Source organism: Stagnimonas aquatica, from assembly GCF_003730135.1.
Lineage (GTDB): Bacteria > Pseudomonadota > Gammaproteobacteria > Nevskiales > Nevskiaceae > Stagnimonas > Stagnimonas aquatica.
This window is the reverse complement of record NZ_RJVO01000008.1, coordinates 124,467-144,502: the sequence shown is the minus strand read 5'-3', so window position 1 is coordinate 144,502 and position 20,036 is coordinate 124,467. Positions and strand designations below refer to the sequence as shown.

At 68.0% G+C, this 20,036-nt stretch carries 15 protein-coding genes; 2 read left to right on the top strand and 13 right to left on the bottom strand.

Annotated features, from left to right (window positions below; all coding sequences use genetic code 11):
- Positions 1 to 17 precede the first annotated feature (17 nt).
- The 7 genes from ED208_RS15100 to ED208_RS15070 form a co-directional block, all read right to left on the bottom strand.
- A complete protein-coding gene (locus tag ED208_RS15100) occupies positions 18 to 1,214 on the bottom strand; it encodes a heme biosynthesis HemY N-terminal domain-containing protein (protein WP_123212747.1) in 1,197 nt (398 codons plus the stop codon).
- 12 nt (positions 1,215 to 1,226) lie between these two features.
- Positions 1,227 to 2,291 carry a uroporphyrinogen-III C-methyltransferase gene (locus tag ED208_RS15095; protein WP_123212746.1) on the bottom strand — a complete coding sequence of 355 codons (1,065 nt, stop codon included), beginning with the start codon at positions 2,289 to 2,291 and terminating at the stop codon, positions 1,227 to 1,229.
- On the bottom strand, positions 2,288 to 3,052 hold the full coding sequence (locus ED208_RS15090; RefSeq protein ID WP_123212745.1) for a uroporphyrinogen-III synthase: 765 nt from the start codon (positions 3,050 to 3,052) through the stop codon (positions 2,288 to 2,290). The genes ED208_RS15095 and ED208_RS15090 overlap by 4 nt, the downstream gene beginning before the upstream one ends.
- Positions 3,049 to 3,972, bottom strand: a complete 924-nt coding sequence (hemC, locus tag ED208_RS15085) for a hydroxymethylbilane synthase (protein ID WP_123212744.1) — start codon at positions 3,970 to 3,972, stop codon at positions 3,049 to 3,051. Before hemC ends, ED208_RS15090 begins: the two co-directional genes overlap by 4 nt.
- Positions 3,973 to 4,108: 136 nt before the next feature.
- Positions 4,109 to 5,830 carry an FAD-dependent oxidoreductase gene (locus ED208_RS15080; RefSeq protein WP_123212743.1) on the bottom strand — a complete coding sequence of 574 codons (1,722 nt, stop codon included), beginning with the start codon at positions 5,828 to 5,830 and terminating at the stop codon, positions 4,109 to 4,111.
- 115 nt (positions 5,831 to 5,945) lie between these two features.
- On the bottom strand, positions 5,946 to 7,139 hold the full coding sequence (locus tag ED208_RS15075; protein ID WP_233575092.1) for a flavin-dependent monooxygenase: 1,194 nt from the start codon (positions 7,137 to 7,139) through the stop codon (positions 5,946 to 5,948).
- Between the two features lie 120 nt (positions 7,140 to 7,259).
- Positions 7,260 to 8,801 carry a cellulase family glycosylhydrolase gene (locus ED208_RS15070; protein ID WP_123212742.1) on the bottom strand — a complete coding sequence of 514 codons (1,542 nt, stop codon included), beginning with the start codon at positions 8,799 to 8,801 and terminating at the stop codon, positions 7,260 to 7,262.
- A 199-nt stretch (positions 8,802 to 9,000) separates the two neighbouring features.
- Between ED208_RS15070 and ED208_RS15065 the strand changes: the two genes are divergently transcribed.
- A complete protein-coding gene (locus ED208_RS15065) occupies positions 9,001 to 10,083 on the top strand; it encodes a 3-ketosteroid-9-alpha-monooxygenase, oxygenase component (RefSeq protein WP_123212741.1) in 1,083 nt (360 codons plus the stop codon).
- Positions 10,084 to 10,188: 105 nt separating this feature from the next.
- On the opposite strand, the gene ED208_RS15060 is transcribed toward ED208_RS15065, so the two are convergent.
- The 3 genes from ED208_RS15060 to ED208_RS15050 are packed head-to-tail and all read right to left on the bottom strand — an operon-like array spanning position 10,189 to position 12,348.
- Entirely contained in the window at positions 10,189 to 11,454 is a 1,266-nt protein-coding gene (locus tag ED208_RS15060) for an MFS transporter (protein WP_123212740.1), read from the bottom strand.
- A gap of 55 nt (positions 11,455 to 11,509) precedes the next feature.
- A complete protein-coding gene (locus tag ED208_RS15055; protein ID WP_123212739.1) occupies positions 11,510 to 11,962 on the bottom strand; it encodes a nuclear transport factor 2 family protein in 453 nt (150 codons plus the stop codon).
- Complete coding sequence (locus tag ED208_RS15050) at positions 11,959 to 12,348, bottom strand: steroid Delta-isomerase (RefSeq protein WP_123212738.1); 390 nt, start codon at positions 12,346 to 12,348, stop codon at positions 11,959 to 11,961. The genes ED208_RS15055 and ED208_RS15050 overlap by 4 nt, the downstream gene beginning before the upstream one ends.
- Positions 12,349 to 12,656: 308 nt before the next feature.
- On the opposite strand from ED208_RS15050, the gene ED208_RS15045 reads away from it, so the two are divergent.
- Complete coding sequence (locus tag ED208_RS15045; RefSeq protein ID WP_233575091.1) at positions 12,657 to 13,781, top strand: helix-turn-helix transcriptional regulator; 1,125 nt, start codon at positions 12,657 to 12,659, stop codon at positions 13,779 to 13,781.
- A gap of 199 nt (positions 13,782 to 13,980) precedes the next feature.
- Here the strand turns inward: ED208_RS15045 and ED208_RS15040 are convergent, their stop codons facing one another.
- From ED208_RS15040 to ED208_RS15030, 3 genes are read right to left on the bottom strand one after another with little or no spacing between them, the layout of a single operon-like run.
- Positions 13,981 to 17,079, bottom strand: coding sequence for an efflux RND transporter permease subunit (locus ED208_RS15040; protein WP_123212736.1), 3,099 nt, complete (start codon positions 17,077 to 17,079; stop codon positions 13,981 to 13,983).
- A 21-nt stretch (positions 17,080 to 17,100) separates the two neighbouring features.
- Positions 17,101 to 18,390 (bottom strand): efflux RND transporter periplasmic adaptor subunit, encoded by a 1,290-nt coding sequence (locus ED208_RS15035; RefSeq protein WP_199720639.1) that lies wholly within the window; start codon positions 18,388 to 18,390, stop codon positions 17,101 to 17,103.
- 42 nt (positions 18,391 to 18,432) lie between these two features.
- Complete coding sequence (locus ED208_RS15030; protein WP_123212735.1) at positions 18,433 to 19,923, bottom strand: efflux transporter outer membrane subunit; 1,491 nt, start codon at positions 19,921 to 19,923, stop codon at positions 18,433 to 18,435.
- Positions 19,924 to 20,036: the final 113 nt, after the last annotated feature.

The window sequence follows — 20,036 nt, the reverse complement described above, 5'->3', positions numbered from 1 at the left end:
CGGTCGCGGGAGGAGCACTAGAGGCCCGGCTGGCCGGTGGCCAGTTCCAGCCCGCGCCGGTAGTGCTGCTCGGCCTCGGCCCTGGCCTGGGTGAGTTCGCAGAGCTTGGCCAGCTCCAGATAGGCGGCGGGCGTCGGCGCTACTTGCACCACCGCTTCCAGATAGCTGCGCGCCTTGCCCCAGAGCTTGTTCTTGAGGCAGACCCGGCCGGCGGTCTCCAGCAGCGCCGGCTGCTCGCCGTGCAGTTGCAGCCAGCGTTCCAGCACCGCCAGCTGGGCGACGGGATCTTCGGTGTACAGCGGGCCGTAGAGCCGCACCAGGATTTCGTCCCAGCCGCGCTCCAAGCGCGCTTCGATGAAACCGCGCGCCTCGGCATCGGCGTTCAGCCGCGCCAGGCCGGCGGCGTAAGCCCGCGCCGGCTCGTCCAGAGCCTGGATCTCGGCCGGCGTCGCCACCCAGACCGCCTTCAGCGCATCCAGCTGGGCGGCGGCGACGGCGGCGCGCAGCAGCTCTTCGGCGGCACGCGCGGACAGCTCGAGCCAGCGCGCCGAGCCCATCGCCTTGGCGGCGCCGGGCTCGGCCAGCAGGGCGCGCAGCGAGGCCCATTCCGCCAGCTCGTCGTGGCTCTCGGCCAGCAGCTCCAGCGCGTAGGGATGCGTGGGCTCCTTCTGGCGCAGTTGCAGGGCGGTGTCGCGGACCAGGGCGAACTCGCCGCGCTCGCGTTGCAGCTCGGCCTGGGTGAGCAGCAGGGCGAATTCCAGCTGCGGCGCACGCTCGCGCACCAGTGCCAGGTAGCGGTCGCGACGCTCGCCAGCGCCCACCCGCTGGGCGGCACGGGCGGCGGCCAGGTAGTTGAGATGGCCGGCGTGATGATCGGCGGCACGACGCACCAGCTCCACCTCCGCGCGCTTCCAATGGCCCTCGAACAGGCGCAGCAGGCCGCGCTCGAAGCTCTCGCGGGCAGCGTCGGCGCGGCGGCTTTCCAGGGCACTGCGCCAGCGGCGCGGCAGCGAGACGCTGAAGCCGATCAGCTTCAGGCCGTAGTAGATGGCGAGGAAGAACGCAGCGACCGCGACCACCAGGCCGAGCAGGGAGGTTTCCACCACCCAGGGCCCGTAGCGGAGCAGCACATAGCCGGTCTCGGCGCCAAGTTGCAGCGCAGCCACGCCGCCGGCCACCAGGGCCAGCACCAAGATCAGATAGAAAACGATCATGATCGGCCCGCCTCAGGGCGCGCTGCGCAAAACCGCGCGCAGCCGCTCCAGGCTCTTGGTCGGCTCCGGCAGACGCGGCGCCAGTTCGAGGCCGCGCAGGCGCTCCAGCTCCGAGTCCACCGCCAGCACCACCGGATCATCCGGCTTGTAGTAGTCGGCCAGCCAGGCACGGGCGCCTTCGACCAGATCGCGGAAGGCAGCCGGTTCGCCGCGCAGCAGCGCCAACCGCGCGCCTTCCAGCTTGATCAGCAGCAGCTGCGTGACCAGCGCCTCCTGCGCGGGCGGCAACAGGCGATCCACCGGACGGGTCTCGCGCTGGATGCGGAACACCGAGGCCAGCGCCGATTTCATACCGGCCCAGACCCGCGCCGGCCACTCGGCGTCGGCGGGCAGGTGCGACTGATCCTCGCGGCTGTCGGCGCGCGGCTCGAAGTGGTCCGGCGCGCGCGCGCGCAGCGGCAGCTGCGGGACACGGTCGATCAGGCTGGCGAGGCTCAGGGCAGCACCGGCGAGATCCACCCGGGGCGCGGCGAGCAGGGCCAGGCGCTCCTGCGCCAGTGCCTCGCGCACGCCGGTCAGGCGCGGGTCGCTGAGCCCGGCCAGGCGGGCGTCGGCCAGTTCCAGCGCCTGGATCGCGCCGGCGGCGTCGCGCGCCAGGCGGATGCGGTCATTGGCCAGCAGCAGCAGTTCCTCCACCGCCGCCAGCTGGAAGCGCGCGCGGCCACCGCGCAGGGTCTCGTCGATGCGCGCCAGCGCCAGCTGGCTGGCCTCCTGCTGATTCTGCAAGGCAGCGATCTGCAGACCGTTGCGGCGGCTGCTGCTGTCGGCATCGTCCTGACGGCGCGCCAGGCTGTCGGTCTGTGCCTCCAGCTCGCGCATCTGGTAGCTGAGCCGGCGGATCAGCGCGTCCTCGGCTTCCAGGGTTTCGGTGGTGCTGCGCAGCTGGGTCCAGAGCTTCCAGCCACCGGCGCCGAGCCCGGCCAGCAGCGCCAGCAGCAACAAGCCGAGGAAATAGCGACGGCTACGGCCGGCACGGGTCGGCGGAACGGTCAGCGGAGTGGGGGCTAGGTCGGTCATAGAGTCGATTCTTGGCGCCAGCGCAGCAGGCACGCGAGATAGGCGGCGTCGGAGACGGCGTCGGGCACCCGCAGCGCCGCCCGGAAGCCGAGACGGCGGGCGAGTTCTACCACACGCGCGGAGGGCACAACCAGCGGCAGCGACCACAGGCGCGGGCGCTCGGCTTCAGGGGTCAGCGCCAGCAATTGCTCCAGGGCTTCGCCGCTGGTGAGCAGGGCGATGTCCACTGCCGCCAGCGCCGCCGCCACCGTCTGCGGATCGTGCGGGACCGGCTCGCGGCGGTAGCAGCGGGCAACGCGGACCCGGGCGCCGCGTTCGGCAAGGGTCTGGGCCAGCAGGCCACGTCCACCCTCGCCGGTGACGATCAGCAGCTCCTCGCCCGCGACGGCCTGTAGCCGGGGCCAGGCCAGCAGGGTTTCGCTGTCGGCGCCCTCCGGCGCCAGCGCGGAATAGCCCAGCTTGGCCAGGGCGGCGGCGGTGCCGCCACCGATGGCGATCAGGGTCGGCGGCCAGCCCTGCGGGCCCAGGCGGGCGGCGGCCTGCACGGCATTCGCACTCGTGAACAGCCAGAACGCCGCGTCGCGCGCCACGCGCAGCTGCTGCGCCGCCGCTTCCGGGTCGGCCGGCGGGGCGATGCGCAGCAGCGGCAGCAGCCGGGGCTCGGCACCGGCCGCCAGCAGGCGTTCACGGAGGCCCGCCGCCTGGGCTGCGGGCCGGGTCACCAGCACCCGCAGGCCGGCCAGCGGACCGGCGGTGCTCATCCGCCGAGATCCTGGAGGATTTCCCGCGCACCCGCCGCCAGCAGGCGGTCGGCGAGGCTCTCGCCCAAGGCGCTGGCCTGCGCCGGGTCGCCGACGATCTCTTCGCGCAGCAGGCGGCTGCCGTCCGGCGTGCCGACCAGGCCGACCAGACGCAGGCGGCCGTCGGCGAGGGGTGTGGCGTGGCCGGCGATCGGCGCCTGGCAGGCGCCGCCCAGCCGGGCGTTGAAACTGCGCTCGGCGGCCAGGCGCAGCGCCGAGGCGCTGTCGTGCAGCGGTGCCAGCAGCGCGCGGGTGCGGTCGTCGTCGGCGCGACACTCGATGCCGACGATGCCCTGGCCGATGGCGGGCACGAACTGCTCGGGGTCGAGGCGCTCGCGGATGCGCGCTTCCAGGCCCAGGCGCATCAAGCCGGCGCAGGCGAGCAGGATGGCGTCGTGACGGCCCTCGTCGAGCTTGCGCAGGCGGGTGCCGACATTGCCGCGCAGTACCTCGATCTGGAGGTCCGGCCGCAATCGCCGCGCCTGCACCTGGCGGCGCAGGCTGGCGGTGCCCAGGCGCGCGCCCAGCGGCAGGCTGGCGAGACTGGCGTGGTGGTTGGAGACGAAGGCATCGCGCGGGTCCTCGCCTTCCAGAAAGCTGACTACCGCCAGACCGGGCGGCTGCTGGGCCGGCACATCCTTCATGGAATGCACGGCGAGATCGGCGCGGCCTTCCAGCAGCGCCGCCTCCAGCTCCTTCACGAACAGGCCCTTGCCGCCGGACTGCGACAGCGGCCCGGAGAGCAGCTGATCGCCGGTGGTGGTCATCGGCACCAGGCTCACCTCCAGGCCGGGGTGCGCGGCACGCAGCCGCGCCTGGACGTGCTCGGCCTGCCAGAGGGCCAGGGGGGATTCGCGGGTGGCAATGCGCAGAGGGCTCATGCGCCTAGTTTAAGTAGGACGCGGCAGGCCTGCGGGTACTGCCCCCGGGCCGGGATAGCCTGGCGCAGGCCGGTCGCCAGGCCAGCGCCGCCAGGCCGAGGCCCGGCGGCGCGGCGCGACGGCCGCGCCGTCGCGCTCAGGCTGCGGCGGTGGTCGCCGCCAGATCGCGCGCGGCGATGTAGCCGAAGGTCATCGCCGGGCCGAGCGTGGAGCCGGCACCGGCGTAGGTCTTGCCCATCACCGCTGCCGAGCAGTTGCCGATGGCGTAGAGGCCGGCGATGACGCTGCCGTCCTCGCGCAGCACCCGCGCGCGCTCGTCGCACCAGAGACCGCCCTTGGTGCCGATCTCGCCCGGGTAGAGCGCGATGGCGTAGAACGGGCCGGTATCGACCGGCCCCAGGCAGGAGTTGGGACCGACGGTCGGGTCGCTGTAGTAGCGGTCGATGCTGGTGTCGCCCTTGCCGAACTCGGGATCCTTGCCGGTCTTGGCGTACTCGCCGATCTTGCGCGCGGTCTCCTTGAGGCCAGTGGCATCGACGCCGATCTTGGCCGCCAGCGCCTCGAGGCTGTCGGCGCGGAAGTAGACCTTGTCCAGCCAGTCCTTGGGCAGCGCCGAGTCGGGCTGGATCTGGCTGGGCAGGAACAGGCCGGCCGGATACTTCTTGCGGAAGTTGGCGTCGAACACGAACCAGGCCGGCACGCAGCCATTGCCCTGGGCGTCGTCCCGGTACATGGCGGTGACCACGTCCGGGTAGGCGGCGGCTTCGTTGACGAAACGCTGGCCCTTCTTATTGACGATCACGCAGCCGGGCGCACAGCGCTCGACGAACAGCGTGGTCTGCGAGCTGGCACCAGGGACGTGGACGGTAGGCGAGCCCCAAACAAGATCCATGAAACCGAGCTTGGCGCCCAAGGTCAGCCCGGCGCGGATGCCGTCGCCGTTGTTGATGCGTGGGGCACCGGTCCAGTTGGCCTGGGTCGGCTTGGGCAGATACTGCTCGCGCATCTGCTGGTTGTTCTCGAAGCCGCCCGAGGCCAGCACCACGCCGCGCTTGGCGCGCAGGCGCAGGCTCTTGCCGGCCTGCTTCACCACCACGCCGACCACGCGGCCGTTCTCCTCGATCAGGCTGTCCATACCCGACTCCAGCCAGACCGGCACGCCCTGCTTGAGCAAGGCATGGCGCAGATGCGCGACCAGGGCCTGGCCCAGCGTCAGCCGGCGGTCGCGCTTGGTCTTCAGACGCCAGCCGAGATCCAGCCAGTAGCGCAGCATCATCTTCAACACGATGCCGAACCAGCCCTTGCCCTTGGTGAACAGCACGTGGGCCTCGACCTGGTTCATCGCCATGCGGCCCATCACCTGGGTGCCGGCGAAGGCCGGGCGCAGGCGGTCGAACTCGCCGCCGAGCAGGGCGGCGTTGAACTCCACCGGCTCCATCGAGCGGTAGCCGTCCTTGCCGCCCGGCTTGTTCGGGTAGTAGTCGGGGTAGCGCTTGACGCCACGGAAGACCACGCCGAACTTGCGGGCCAGATGGCGCACCATCTCCGGCGCGTTTTGCAGGTAGGCCTCGATGCGCGGCACCGGCACCTCGCCTTCGGTCAGCAGCTTCACATAGCCCAGAGCCTCGGCGTAGGAATCGCTGCCGCCGTTCTTGGCGATGTCGTCATTGCAGGGGATCCAGATACCGCCACCGGAAACCGCCGTGGTGCCGCCGTAGACGGACTCCTTCTCCAGCACCACCGCCGACAGGCCCTCGCCCTTGGCGCACAGCGCGGCGGTCATGCCGCCGGCGCCGGAACCCACCACGATGACATCGAACTGCTGGTCCCAGTTGCCGCCGCCTTTGCTGCCGTCCATGAGATGCCCTCGCCAATATCTGGCCCTCCCCCGCAGGCGGGGGAGGGTTGGGTGGGGGCGGTGGATGCCCCCCTCCTAGCCTCCCCCCGCAAGCAGGGGGAGGAACGGTTCCGAGTTAGATGAAGAAGTCAGTGTTTTCGCGGCCAAGCAGGAAGCCGCCGAAGTTGCGGCCGAACTGCTCGGGGTTGTTCGCGTAGTGGCCGCGCGCCGCCATGATGTCGGTCATGTAACGGTAGAGCGGGAAGTCGGTGAAGATGCCGCGACCACCGCAGACCGAGAACAACTGGTAGGCGTGCTTGGCGCAGCGCTCCACCGTCTGCGAGGCCTGGTGGCGGAACAGCAGGCGCTGCTGGATGTCATCGAGCGGCTGCTTGTTGCGGATCTTGGTCTGCAAGACGCTGAAGTTGCGGTTGAGCACCAGCTTCATCTCGTCGATGGCGGTGGCGGTCTCGGCGGCGGCCAGCTGCGCCGGCGCCTGCTCGGAAGTCTTGTTGCCCATGTCACCGACCCGCACCTTGGCGAAGTCCAGGAAGGTGTCGAGCGCGCCCTGCAAGCCGCCGATGGCGGCGGTCGACACCGCGCGCACGAAAATCTGGCCGAACGGCAGCTTGTAGAGATCGGCGGTGAAGGTATCGCGGCCGGGATTGGTGCCCATGAAGCCATCGCTGGCCTTGTGGGTGCGGTACTCGGGCACGAACACGTCCTTGACCACGATGTCCTTGGAGCCGGTGCCCTTGAGGCCCATCACATGCCAGGTGTCGATCACCTCGTAGTCGGACTTCGGCAACAGGAAGGTGCGGTACTCCGGCGGCTGGCCGGGGTTGAAGATCAGGCCGCCCAGGAACACCCAGTCGCAATGGTCGATGCCGCTGGAGAAACCCCAGCGACCGCTGAACTTGAAGCCGCCCTCGACCGGCGTCACCTGGCCCTTGGGCATGTAGGTGGAGGCGATCAGGGTGGAGGGATCCTTGCCGAACACGTCCTGCGCGGCGCGCGGGTCGAACAGCGCGATCTGCCAGTTGTGGACGCCGATCACGCCGTAGATCCAGGCGGTGGACATGCAGCCTTCGGCCAGCGCCATCTGCACGTCGTAGAACACCTGCGGGTCCATCTCGTAGCCGCCGTACATCTTCGGCTTGAGCACGTCGAACAGCCCGGCCGCCTGCATCTCGGCGATGGTCTCCTCCGGAACCTTGCGGGCGGTCTCGGTCTGGACCGCGCGTTCCTTGAGTTTGGGGATCAGGTCGCGGGCGCGCTGGACCAGCAGCTCGGGCGTCACGGTGGCAAGTTTGGCGGCGGCTTGGGACACGGGAAACTCCTCCAGATTTGACCGGTGTCGGGATAGAACCGGTCAGGCTTATTTCATCGGACGACGTTTTCGCTGATCGGGCCTGGGCCGTCATCGTCCGAAGTGACGACCCATGCGCGGCTACAGCGGACTCAGGCGCAGGACCACCTCGCCGTCGCAGCTCAGGTTCTGCAACCGCAGCGAACTGGCACCCGCGTCCGACACTACGCGGGCGCCGCTCAACTCGATGCGATAGCCATTCGGGTAGTGCAGCTTGGGCACATGGATCTCGGTTGGCGCCGAGGCCGGCGCCGACCGGTAGCGGTACAGAAACGCGCCGGTGTCGGGATCGAAGCTCAGCTCCAGCGGCGTGCCGGCCGTGGCCTGCGGATAGGCGCGTTCGAGAATCTTCAGCTTGTCGAGCTTGACGGTGCTCAGGTCGGTGTCGTCGGTGAACAGACTCTGCGCGCTGCTGCCCTGCGAGGTCGTCGTCGGATCGGCGAAGTTCTTGTACTGCCAGTACTGCCAGCCGATGAGCTTGGTATCAGCCGCCGCGACGGATTGACGGAGCACGTCCAGATCGTCGCTGGCGCCGAACTCGGTCATCAGCGCGACGGCTTCCATGCGCGTGGCCTGGTCGTGGGCATTGGTGATCGAGGACGAGGCGAACGGATCGCAGGTGGCAGGAATGACCGCGTCCAGCAGGCCGAGTTGCGCCGCCTGCGCCAGCGCCCCCAGCGGGCAGTAGTAGTGGAACGAGTAGCCGAGCTGCGACTCGCCGGCGACCGGCCCGAAACCCTTGGGCGTGCCGATGCTGCTGCCCTGCGGCTCCGACTCGAACCAGACCATGTTGTTCGCATCGACCGTGCGGATGCCGGCCAGCGCGTACTCGTAGAACGGCTGCAGCTCCTGGCTGTCGTGCGTCGGACAGCCCAGGCCGGGAATCAGACAGCTCGCGAATTCGAGTCCCGACCAGGGCTCGTTGAACAGGTTGTAGCCCATCGAGTACGGCTGGTTCTTCCAGCGGTCGGCCACCGCGACCCAGGCATCGCGGAAGCCATCGCGCACCGGGCCCTGCTCGCTCCACAGATTGTCGTAGGCCTGCGAGAGCTGCGGTGTGAAGTAGTTGAAGGGAAAGCCGAAGACCGGCGCCCCGAGCAAGCTGGTGAAGCTGCCCCGGACCCGTTCCACCGCCCAATCCGGAACACCCTCGCCCTGGTACTCGTGGTTCAGCATGTCCTGGTGGAAGTCGAACAGCATCCAGATCTTGCGCGCCGCCAGCAGTTGCACGATGCGATCCCAGGCAGCCAGGTAGTCGGCCTTGATCTGGCCGGGTGCATCCGGCGAGACACCGACCCAGAGCGTGCCGATGCGGGCGCTGTTGAAGCCGTGCTCGGCGAGCCATGCGGCATCGGCAGCCATGAAGCCTTCCGGGCTGTCCGGCGGCACATAGGGGTCGAGCTTCCACACCGCGTTGACGCCGTGCAGCAGCACCACACGGTCGTGCTGGTCGACCAGCCAGCGACCGCGCCGCTGCAAGCGCGGCGTGGCCGCCGGCACGGGCGCCGCGCAGGCGGCTTGTTCCGGAACCGACGGCAGTACCGGCGTGCTGCTCTCCCGCGAGCAGGCGGGCAGCCACAGCAGCGGCAACAGCACCCACAGGGCGCGGCGGACGTGGGTCATGATCCTCTCCTCCAGAGCAGGGTCTTGTAGTTGTGCCCGCACCCTGGGCCAGCCCCCGCCGACATGCCTCCCCCGGACAGACGAGCGCGCCGACAACCGGCTGAAGGCTGTCATCCCATGTTCACTCAAACGGGTGATGCGGCAGCCCCCGCCGCTGCCAAGACTGCCGCGAAAACTTAAGGCATTGCGGGAGCAAGGCATGGCAACGACAAAAGACTACGGCCTCGGCGAATTCACCTTCCCGCGCGGCTGGTTCATGATCGGCGAATCGGCAAAGATCACCAGCACCCCGCAAGGCGTGCGCTTCTTCGGTCAGGACTTCGCGCTCTACCGCGGCAAGCAGAGCGGCAAGGTCTACCTGCTCGATGCCTACTGCCCGCACATGGGCACGCACCTGGCGAAGAACAGCACCTCCTACGTGGCGCAGGATGGCGCGGTGGAAGGCGACTCCATCCGCTGCCCCTACCACGCCTGGCGCTTTGGTCCGGACGGCAAGTGCAACCACATCCCCTACTCCAAGGGCCCGATCCCGCCGCAGGCGCGGGTGAAGTCCTGGCGGGTGGAGGAGCGCATGGGCGCAGTGTTCGTCTGGCACGACCCGGAAGGTCTGGAACCCGACTACGAGGTGCCGACGATTCCGGTGCAGGGACAGCCCAACTGGGTGCCGCTGGCCTTCGACGATCTCGGCATCGTCGGCTGCCACACTCAGGAGATCGTCGACAACATCACCGACGTCGCCCACTTCGGCCCGGTGCACGGCTCGCTGACCAAGTACTTCGAGAACGAGTTCCAGGGCCATGTCGCCACCCAGCGCATGGGCGGCGGCCACCGCACCCTGACCACCGCCGACGGCCCGCTGCTGGAAACCGAGGCGGTCTACACCGGCCCGAGTGTGCTGATCACAAAGATGTTCGGCACCCACAATTCCTACATCTACATCGCCCACACCCCGGTCGATGACGGCAGCGCCTACGTCTGGCACGGCCTGATGGTGGAGAGCCCGACCGGCCAGGCCAACTACAGCGAGCAGGATGTCGAGATTGCCCGCCAGTACCAGGCGATGGCGCTGGCCGCCTTCGCCCAGGACTTCGAGGTCTGGAAGCACAAGAAGCCCTGCCTCAAGGGCCTGTTCGTACAGGGCGATGGCGCCTTCCTGAAGCAGCGCGCCTGGTACAAGCAGTTCTACAACCCGCGTGCCCAGCGCGAGGAGCTGCTCAAGAATGTCGAGGGCGTGTGGCTCGCCAATGGCATGCCGGGCATGCCCGAGCAGCAAGCGGCCTGAGCCCGGCAGCGCTTCACAAAAAAGCCCGCAGATTGCGGGCTTTTTTGTGGCGGCGGGCTCCGCCGCCGCCGGTAGCGACGATGGCCAGACGAGGCCAGCGCGCCCTCAGCGGCCGGCAGCCGGAGCCGAGGGACGGCGGATCAGCACGGTCATCACCGCCGCCAGGACAGCGACCCCGAGGAACACCGTGAACGGCTGGCTGTATCCGCCGCTGCGGTCATAGGCGATGCCGACATAGCTGATCGCGGTCAGGCTGCAGATCATGTTGATCGGGTTCATCAGCCCCATCACCGTGCCGAAGGAGCGCGGCCCGAAGCGCTCAGCGATGATCGCCGCCCACACCGGCAACTCGCCGCCCAGAGCGAAGCCGGCGAGGCCGCAGATCACCAGCAACCAGGCAAAGTCCGGCTGCGCGATCAGGGTTACCAACTGCAGCAGGGTGAAGGCCACCACCGTGAGCAGCAGCCAGCGCTTGTCGATGCGCTCGGCCAGAGCGCCGAACAGCAGCTTGCCGAGAATGGAACAGACCGAGAGGCTGGACACCAGCAGCGCCGCCTTCTTGGCGTCGATGCCGGCATCGGTGGCGTAGGGCACCAGCGAAGCCAGCACCGACTGGGTCACCGCAAAGGTGAGCCCGACGGACAGGCCGATGCACCAGAAGTCGCGCTGCCGCAGCAGCCGGCCCAGGGTCCACTCCGGACCGCTCGGGCTGGCCGCTGGCGTGGCGGCATCCTCCGGCCGAGGCGCGGCGCCGTCCGGCAACAGGCCGAGATCCTGCGGACGGTCGCGCACTACCCACAGGGCCAGGGCCCCGACGATCAGCACGATCAGGCCGGCCTGGATCATCAGCGCCTGCCGCCAGCCAAAGGTCTCGATGTTGTAGGCGATCAGCGGCACCAGCAGGGTGCCGCCCACCGAGGTGCCGACCGCCACCACGCCGAGAGCGCGGCCGCGCCGCCGCTCGAACCAGCGTGAGGCCAGGGTGTTGGCGGTGAGCGGGCCGATCATCGCCGCGCCCGAGGCCAGCACCAGCAGCGTGGCCAGGGCCATCCAGCCGAGTGTGGGTGCGAGGGCGACGGCGACCAGACCCAGCGCCATCCAGGCCGCGCCGAACAACATCACGCCGCGCGCCGAGCGGCGGTCGAGCAGACGGCCGATCAGCGGCGCCGACAGGCCCATGCCGACGATGAACAGCGCCAGCCCCTTGTTGGCATCGCCACGGGAGATACCGAACTCCTGCTCCAGCGGCTTCACGAACAGCCCGAAGGCGTAGGTGGTGCTGCCGATGGCGAACATCTCGCCGACGAACACCGCCAGCACCAGCCACCAGCCGTAATAGAGACCCGTTGCCGCTTGAGGGACGATGCTCATGCCGTGACTCCTGCTTGTATGCCAGTGGACCGCCAGGCGGCCGGCGCCGGATCGCTCAGCGCTTGAGCGCTTTCCGCATCCACTCCGGCATGTTGTGCTCGTAGCTCTTGCGCTCGACGCGCTCGCTGATCCGCCAGCCCTGCGCGGTGCGGCGGTAGCGGTCGAGGTACCAGAGCCCAAGGAACATGGTTTCGGTACCGCCTTCCGGCGTCGGCACCACCATCGGATTGAAGCAGGCGACCTTGCCGCTGGCCTCGTCGCCGTCCACCTCGAACAGGGTGTTGCCGATGAAGTGCATGTAGCCGGGAAAATGCTGCAGCGCCTGCGGCAGCCAGGCCTTGACCGTAGGGTAGTCGCCCTGGATGCCGCCCATCGCCGTGTAGTCGATGTGCGCGTCCGGGGTGAACACGGCGTCCAGCTTGTGGAACTCGCGTTCGTCGATGGCGTAGGCGTAGACCGTCACCAGGCGCAGCAGCTCGGCCTGGTCCGAGAGTTCCTGCAGGTTCATGCCGGCGGCTTCAGCAGCACCATGTCGCTCTTGCCCCAGAAGGCGCGCATGGAGGTGAATTTGCCGTCTTCGTTGAAGGTCATCACGTCGATCACCTGGATGATCGCCTCGCCGGTGGGCATGTTCAGCTGCACGTCGAAGGCCATCGCCGCCGAGTTGCCGTGCGAGGCGCGGATCGGCGCCGCCAGCTTGAGCTTGGCGCCGGTGGCGACCGCCATCTTGTAGAAGGCAGCAACCTCGGCCTTGCCGCTCTTCAGCGGACTGCCGACCGGATCTTCCACCGTGGCGTCATCGGCATAGAGGGCGGCAATGGCCTCGGGATCGGCGCGGTTGAAGCAGTCGATATAGGCCTGCATGGCCGCCTTCATCACTTGTTCGCTGGGCATTACGGGTCTCCTCCCGCCAGCCACCGGATTGCGGCTGTTAGCCCGGCGATGTTCCGCCCTGAACCTGCGCTCAGAATCGTCCGGACGGGTGATTGGGGTGATGTTTTTCTTGACGCGGAGGGGGCTCAGAGCATATTGATAAGCCGTTCTCAAAATTGATCCCGGCGGATGCGTTCGCCAGGACGTGTATGCCCAGCCAGAGGCAATAGCAGGAGGAGAGTCAGGCTATGCCGTCGCCAGCAAAAGTCACCAACATCCAGGTCGCGGCCCGGAAGATGGCCCCTGTCAGCCTTGCAACGGAGCCCGCCGTGAGCCTCGAAGACTACGACCGTCTACTGGGCGCGCTGTATCAGGGCTCGCTGGAGTCGCCGCCCTGGCAGGGTGCGCTGCAATTGCTGCGCGACCAGCTACGGTCCGCGCATGTCACCCTGATGCTGCGCCCGCCCTCGTCGGAGAGCACCGGCGTGATGATCAATACCGGCGCCGTTACCCAGCAGGGCGTCGAGTCCTACGAGACCCACTTTTTTGCGCTCGATCCTTTCGTACGGCTGTCGGAAGGCCAGGTGGTCACCGCCGAGGAACTGATCGGCAAGCAGTGGTTGCAGAGCACGGTGTACCAGGAATACCTGAAGCCGCTGGACGTGCGCCATCTGCTCGGGGCCGACATCTACACCAAGGACGGCATCGAGTGCCGCCTGCGCATCACCCGCGGCCACGATGCCGCGCCGTTCTCGGAGGCCGACAAGAGCCTGGTCAAGCGCCTGCTGCCGCACCTCAAGCGCTCGATCCAGATCCATGCCCAGCTCGACTTCCTCGAATGCGAGCGCGCGCTGTTCGCTGGCGCGGTCAATCGCCTGCTGCTGGGCATGGTCAGCTTCGACCAGAACGGCGCGATCATCGAAACCAATCCCGAGGCGCGGCGCATCCTCGGCGAGAAGGACGGCATCTGGCTCGCCGGCAACAACCTCTGCCTCGACAACAGTCAGGAAAGCCGCGATCTGCAACGCCTGCTGCGTCAGGCCCTGAGCGGCGCCAGCATCAACGACGAAGGCCCCGGCATGGTCGAGGCGATGGCGGTCACCCGCCCGTCCGGCCGCGCCAAACTGGGCGTGCTGGTGAAAGCGGTGCCGATGGGCCAGTTCTCCGAGAGCAAGCAGCGCCCGGCAGTGGTGGTGTTTCTGCGCGACCCGGAATCCAATGCCGCGCAGCCTTCGCAGGAGCTGGTGCGCCGCCTGTTCGGCCTGACCCGCATGGAAGCGCAACTGGCGCTGCTGCTGACCGAAGGCCTGACCCTCGACGAAGCCGCCGAGAAGATGAATGTGCGGCGCAATACCGCCCGCACCCACCTGCGCTCGATCTTCTGCAAGACCGGCGTGACCCGGCAGACCATGCTGGTGCGTCTGCTGCTCAACAGTGTGATCTCGCTGGGCTGATCGCGCCCCCCCGGCAGCGTCCACCGGGGTCCTGGCCCAGGACCCGGCGGCGGTTGCCGCGAGTCGGCCCGCCTCACCCCGAACCACCGGCACGACTAGGTCCGGCGGGGCTCCTTTCGCGCAAGCTGCCGCGCCGGCTCCAGAAACCAAGAAGCCCGGGGATCACTCCCCGGGCTCATGGCAAAGGCCGAAGGCAGCTTCAGTGCGCGGCGCTGGTGCCGGCATCGTCCTCGTCGGTCGCCCGCCCCGCCTGATGATCGGCGGCCATCAGCAGGTAGACCGCCGGCACCACGAACAGGGTGAACACCGTGCCGACGAAGATGCCCGAGGCGATCACCAGGCCCATCTGGTTGCGGCCGACGGCGCCGGCGCCTTCGGCGAGCACCAGCGGCATCACGCCCAGCACCATCGCCGCCGTGGTCATCAGGATCGGCCGCAGACGCACGCCGGCGGCAGCCATCACCGCGTCCAGCTTGCTCTTGCCGGCCTTCTGCTCGTCGTTGGCGAACTGCACGATGAGGATGCCGTGCTTGGCGATCAGGCCGACCAGTGTCACCAGACCCACCTGGGTGTAGATGTTGATGGTGGAGTCCATCACGCCCAGGAAGATGCAGACCAGCGCGCCGAAGATCGCCATCGGCACCGAGGTGAGCACGATCAGCGGGTCGCGGAAGCTCTCGAACTGCGCGGCCAGGGTCAGGAAGATGATGATCAGCGCCAGGCCCATGGTCAGCGCGAAGGCCGAGGTCTCCTGCACGAACTGCCGCGACTCACCGCCGTAGTCGACGGTGTAGCCGGCCGGCATCTTCTGGTCGGCCAGCTTCTTCAGATAGTCGAGGGCGTCGCCGAGCGTGCCGGAGGGCACGCCGCTGAAAGTCGCCGAGTTCAGCTGCTGGAAGCGGCTGATGCGGGTCGGAATCGCCTCGGTCTTCAGGGTCACCACCGTCGAAGCCGGCACCACTTCACCGCTGGCGGTGCGGATGTAGTAGTTGTTGAGCTGATCGCCGGTCAGGCGACTCACCTGCTGCGCCTGCGGAATCACCTTGTAGGAGCGGCCGGCGATGCTGAAGTAGTTGACGTAGCCACCGCCCAGCATCGCGCCCAGCGAGGAGCCGATGTCGCGCATCGACAGACCCAGCGCCGCCGCCTTGTCGCGGTCGACATGCACCGAGACCTGCGGCTTGTTGAGCTTCAGGTCGGTGTCGATGTAGTAGAACTTGCCGCTCTTCTGCGCCTCCGCGAGCATGTCGCTGGCCACCTCGTCGAGATTCACGAACGAGTCGGTGGTGCCGATCACGAACACCACGGAGGTGTTGGCGCCGCCGCTGCTGGTCGGCAGCGGTGGCGGCTGCGAGGCATAGATGGTGGCACCGGAGATGCTGTTGAACTTCTCCTGCAGATCCTTCTGCACCTCGAAGCTGCTGCGCGTGCGCTGATCCCAGGGCTTGAGGATCATGCCGGTGAGGGTGGTGTTGGCGGTGCTGACGCCGTCCAGGGTGAAGGCCTGCTCGACTTCCGGGGTCGCCTTCACGTACTCGTACATCTTGCGCGAGTAGGCTCCCATCTGCTCGACGGTGGCGTTCGGCATGGCGTAGCCGAAGCCGATCACGAAGCCCTGATCCTCCTGCGGCGCCAGCTCCTTCTTGAAGCCGATGGCGGAGGGCAGCGACAGCATGCCGCCGATCAGCAGGATGATCACGAAGCCGAAGGCGACCACCGACTTCCAGCTGCCCAGCGCGCTGCCGAGCAAGCCTTCGTACTTGCTCCGCGTCCACTCGAAGTTGCGGTCGATCATCTGCATGAAGCGGTTGCCTTCATGCTCGCCCGGCTTCAGGAAGTAGGCCGCCATCATCGGCGACAGCGTCAGCGCGACGATGGCAGAAACCACCACGGCACCGACCAGCGTGAACGCGAACTCCGAGAACAGGGTGCCGGTGAGGCCGCCCTGGAAGCCGATCGGCACGTAGACCGCGATCAGCACCACGGTCATGGCGATGATCGGCCCGGCCAGCTCACGCGCACCCTGCAGGGCGGCCCTGAACGGCGTCATGCCGTCCTTCATGTGGCGGTCGACGTTCTCGACCACGATGATCGCGTCGTCGACCACCAGACCAATCGCCAGCACCAATGCCAGCAGGGTCAGCAGGTTGATCGAGTAGCCCAGCACCAGCATGAAGATGAAGCCGCCGACCAGCGACAGCGGGATCGCCACCGCCGGGATCAGCACCGAGCGCGGCGAGCCGAGGAACAGGAAGATCACCGCCGAAACGATCAGCAGCGCCTCGATCAGGGTGGTCTGCACCTCGCTGATGGCGCTGCGGATGTAGTCGGTGGCGTCGTAGTCGATCTCTCCGGAGAGCCCCTTGGGCAGCTGCGCGACGATGCCCGGGAAGGCCTCGCGGACATTGCCGATCACGGTCAGCACATTGGCATCGGGCGCAACGCGGACGCCGATGAACAGCGCGCGACGGCCGTCGGACCGGGCATTGAAGTCGTACTGCTCGGCGCCGAGGGTGACGTTGGCCACGTCTTCCAGGCGGACGATGCCGCCCTCGCTGGACTTCACCACCAGCTTGCGGAACTCCTCCAGCGAGTGCAGATCGGTGCGCGCGGTGAGGTCAACGGTGACCATCTCGCCCTTGGTCGAGCCGATCGCCGAGATGTAGTTGTTGCTGCCCAGCGCGCTGTAGACGTCTGCGGCGGTCAGGCCGTAGGCGGCGAGCCGCTGCGGGTCCATCCAGACGCGCAGTGCGAACTGGCGGGCGCCGAAGATTTCCGCGTTCTGCACGCCGGCGATGCCCTGCAACTTGGGCTGCACCACGCGCAACAGGTAATCGGTGATCTGATTGGCCGCCAGGGTGTCGCTGGTGAAGCCCAGATACATCGAGGCGGTGCTCTCGCCGGTGGAGATCTTCAGGCTCGGCTGCTGCGCGCCCTCGGGCAGCTGGTTCAGCACCGAGTTCACCTGGGCGCTGATTTCCGACAGCGCCTTGGTGGCGTCGTAGTTGAGCCGCAGGTTGACGGTAATGACGCTGGCGCCGTTGAGCGAGGTCGAGAAGATGTAGTCGATGCCCTGCGCCTGGGCGATGGCGGCTTCCAGCGGCGCGGTGATGAAGCCGGCGATCACGTCGGCGTCGGCGCCGAAGTAGGTGGTGGTGACGGTGACCGCCGCGATCTGCGATTCCGGGTACTCGCGTACCGGCAGCTGGGCCACGGCACGCAGGCCCAGCACCAGGATCATGGCGCTGACCACCAGGGCCAGGACCGGCTTCTTGATGAAGATATCGGTGAAGTTCATGAGCGGCGCTCGCGGCGTTCCTTATTCGTCCACCGGACGCGGGTCCGGATTGCTGGACGGCTGCAGCTCGTTGTTGATGACGACGGCGGTGTCGTTCTTGAGCTTGATCTGGCCGCTGGTCACCACCTCGTCGCCCTCCTTGAGGCCGCTGATCACCGCCACCTGGTCACCACGGCTGGGGCCGGTCTTGATGAATACCTGGCGCGCCACCAGCACCGGCTCTGCGGGAGCGGCCGGCGCGGCCGGCTTGGCTTCCTCGGCCGGCTTGGCAGCGGCCTCGGCGGCCGCCTTCAGGTCGGCGTCGGCCTTCTTCAGCGCCTCCGACTGCAAGAGGTCTTCCGGCTTGTTGTCCGCAACCGTGCTCTCCTCGCCGCGCTTGACGATGACGAACACCGTCTCGCCATAGGGGTTGAAGGCGACCGCGTTGGCGGGCAGGGTCAGGTAGCGCTGCGGCGCCCCGGTGGCGACCACGACGTTGGTGAACATCCCCGGCAGCAGCTTGCGCTCGGGGTTCTTCAGCGTCGCCTGCACCTTGACGTTGCGGGTGCTGGCATCGACCACCGGGTTGATGGCGGTGACCGTACCGTTGAACTGGACGCCGGGGAAGCTATCGGTGGTGGCGGTGACCGTCAGGCCATTACGCAGCTGCGCCAGCGCCGACTGCGGCACGGTGAAATCGACGTGGACCGGATCCAGCTGCTGCAGGGTCACCAGCTTGTCGCCCGGATTCAGATACTGGCCCGGGTTGACGGTGGTGATGCCCAGGCGGCCGGGGAACGGCGCCTTGATCGCCTTCTTGCGGATCAGCGCGTTCTGCTCGGCCACGGCGGCTTCGGCCGCCTTCAGCTTGGCGGCCTCGGCATCGGCCTGCGCCTGGCTGATCGCCTGCGCTGCCAGCTGCTTGCGGGCACGCTGCTCGACGCTGCGCGCCAGCTCGGCGTCGGCTTGCAGGGCGCGCAGGCGGGCGTAGTCGGAATCCATCACCATCTGCACCAGCAGTTCGCCTTCCTTGACGTCTTCGCCGGAGCGCACCTGCACGGTCTCGACCAGACCGGAGACTTCGGCGGCGAGATCGACACCGCGCGCGGCGCGCAGCGAGCCGACCGCGCTCAGCGTCGGCTGCCAGTCTTCATAGGCGACCTTGGCGGTCGATACCGTCGATTTCGGCTCGCCCATCGCGGCGAAGCCGTCGATCATCCGCTTCACGCTATAGGCCTTGTAGCCGCCGATGACCAGCACCAGAGCCACCACGATGGCGACCAGCACCGCCCAGACCGCGATGCCGCTGTTGTTGTTCTTGAAGTTGTGCATGGCGTTTCGCCTTGGTTCAGAAATGGGATTCGTCAAAGGAAATCAGGGCGCGCCGGCGGCGGTCTGAGTGTTGGTCTCGCGGGCGGTCCAGCCACCCCCCAGCGCCTGGAACAGCGCGGCGGTGTCCTGGTAGCGGGCCGCCAGCGCCTGTACGTAGGCGGCCTGCGCCTGGGCGTGCTGCTGCTGGGCATTGAGCAGCTGCAAATAGCTGCCGGCGCCGAGTTGGTACTGCAGCTGCGCCAGCTTCAGGCCTTCGGCGGCAGCGCTGGCGGACTCGTGCTGCGCCTGCAGGCGCTCGGCATCGGTCTCGATCTGGCGCAGCGCGTCAGCCACGTTGCGGAAGGCGTTGAGCACCGTCAGCTTGTAGTCGGCCTCGGATTGCTGATACGCCGCCCGCGAGGCGCCGTAGAGCGCCTTCAGCGCGCCGAAGTCGAACAGCGGCGCGCTCAGATTGGCGCCCAGACTCCAGACATCGCCCTTGAACAGGTTCTCGGTCTTGCTGGCCTGGCTGCCATAGCTGGCCGACAAGGCCAGCTTCGGCAGCCGGTTGGCGGCGGCGATGCCGACATTGGCCGAGGCGCTGCGCAGCGCGGCGTCGGCGGCGAGCACGTCCGGGCGGCGCTGTACCAGGGTCGAAGGCAGCGACACCGGCAAGTCTTCCGGCAGCTTCAATTCCGACAGCTCGAAGTTGCTGGGTGTGTAGTCGCCCGGCAGCTTGCCGAGGTAGACCGCCAGCTGGTTGCGGGTCTGCGAGAGTTGCAGGCGCAGCGGTGCCAGTGCCGCGCGCTGGCTGGCCAGCTGGGACTGGGCGCTGAGCAGCTCGCTCTTGCCGATGGCGCCCAGCTCGAACTGGCTATCGCTCACCTTCAGCGACTTTTCCTGGTCGGCGACGATGGCTTCCTGCGCCGCCACCTGGGCGCGCAGCTGCGCTTCCTGGATGGCGGTGGTGACGACATTGGCGATCAGCGTCTGGTACGCCGCCTCGCTCTGGAAGCGCGCCAGCTCGGACTGCGCGAGCACCGCCTCGATGCCGCGCCGGGTACCACCGAACAGGTCCACGCCGTAGGAGACATCCACCGAGGCATTGAACAGGTTGTAAATGCTGCCGCCGCCGCCGGGGTTGCCGAAACTGCTGGTATCCACCTTCTGACGGGTGCCGCCGACACCGATGCCAACGCTCGGGTAGAGATCGGCGCCGCGCGCCGTCGCCAGCGCCTGCGCCTGAACCAGCGCCGCCTTCGCCGAGGCTGCGCTCGGGCTGTTGGCGAGGGCTTCGTCGACCAGGGCATTGAGCTTGTCGGAGCCGAACAGGGTCCACCAGCGGTCGGGCAAGTCCTTGCCGGCCAGGAAGCGCTGCGCCTCGCCACCGATCACCGGCGTCGCCACCGTCTGCGCCGGCAGGGCGTCGACGCCGTAGCGACCGCTGGCGGGCGCTTCGGGGCTCTTGTAGTCCGGTCCCAGCACGCAACCGGAGAGACTCATCGCCAGCAACAACAGGCTTGCAGGCGGGAAATGCGGGGAGACCGGACGCATCGGGATTCTCGGCAACGGGACGGCCAGCAACGGCCGAAATTAAGGGGCTGAGTGCATTATTGACCGATTCGCGAACCTGATTCAAGATTGAAACCAGATTCTTTTCCAACCCA

Coding starts and splice junctions, on each gene's coding strand:
- ED208_RS15100 (WP_123212747.1), bottom strand. CDS start 1,214: ATGATCGTTTTCTATCTGATCTTGGTGCTGGCCCTGGTGGCCGGCGGC.
- ED208_RS15095 (WP_123212746.1), bottom strand. CDS start 2,291: ATGACCGACCTAGCCCCCACTCCGCTGACCGTTCCGCCGACCCGTGCC.
- ED208_RS15090 (WP_123212745.1), bottom strand. CDS start 3,052: ATGAGCACCGCCGGTCCGCTGGCCGGCCTGCGGGTGCTGGTGACCCGG.
- hemC (WP_123212744.1), bottom strand. CDS start 3,972: ATGAGCCCTCTGCGCATTGCCACCCGCGAATCCCCCCTGGCCCTCTGG.
- ED208_RS15080 (WP_123212743.1), bottom strand. CDS start 5,830: ATGGACGGCAGCAAAGGCGGCGGCAACTGGGACCAGCAGTTCGATGTC.
- ED208_RS15070 (WP_123212742.1), bottom strand. CDS start 8,801: ATGACCCACGTCCGCCGCGCCCTGTGGGTGCTGTTGCCGCTGCTGTGG.
- ED208_RS15065 (WP_123212741.1), top strand. CDS start 9,001: ATGGCAACGACAAAAGACTACGGCCTCGGCGAATTCACCTTCCCGCGC.
- ED208_RS15060 (WP_123212740.1), bottom strand. CDS start 11,454: ATGAGCATCGTCCCTCAAGCGGCAACGGGTCTCTATTACGGCTGGTGG.
- ED208_RS15055 (WP_123212739.1), bottom strand. CDS start 11,962: ATGAACCTGCAGGAACTCTCGGACCAGGCCGAGCTGCTGCGCCTGGTG.
- ED208_RS15050 (WP_123212738.1), bottom strand. CDS start 12,348: ATGCCCAGCGAACAAGTGATGAAGGCGGCCATGCAGGCCTATATCGAC.
- ED208_RS15040 (WP_123212736.1), bottom strand. CDS start 17,079: ATGAACTTCACCGATATCTTCATCAAGAAGCCGGTCCTGGCCCTGGTG.
- ED208_RS15035 (WP_199720639.1), bottom strand. CDS start 18,390: ATGCACAACTTCAAGAACAACAACAGCGGCATCGCGGTCTGGGCGGTG.
- ED208_RS15030 (WP_123212735.1), bottom strand. CDS start 19,923: ATGCGTCCGGTCTCCCCGCATTTCCCGCCTGCAAGCCTGTTGTTGCTG.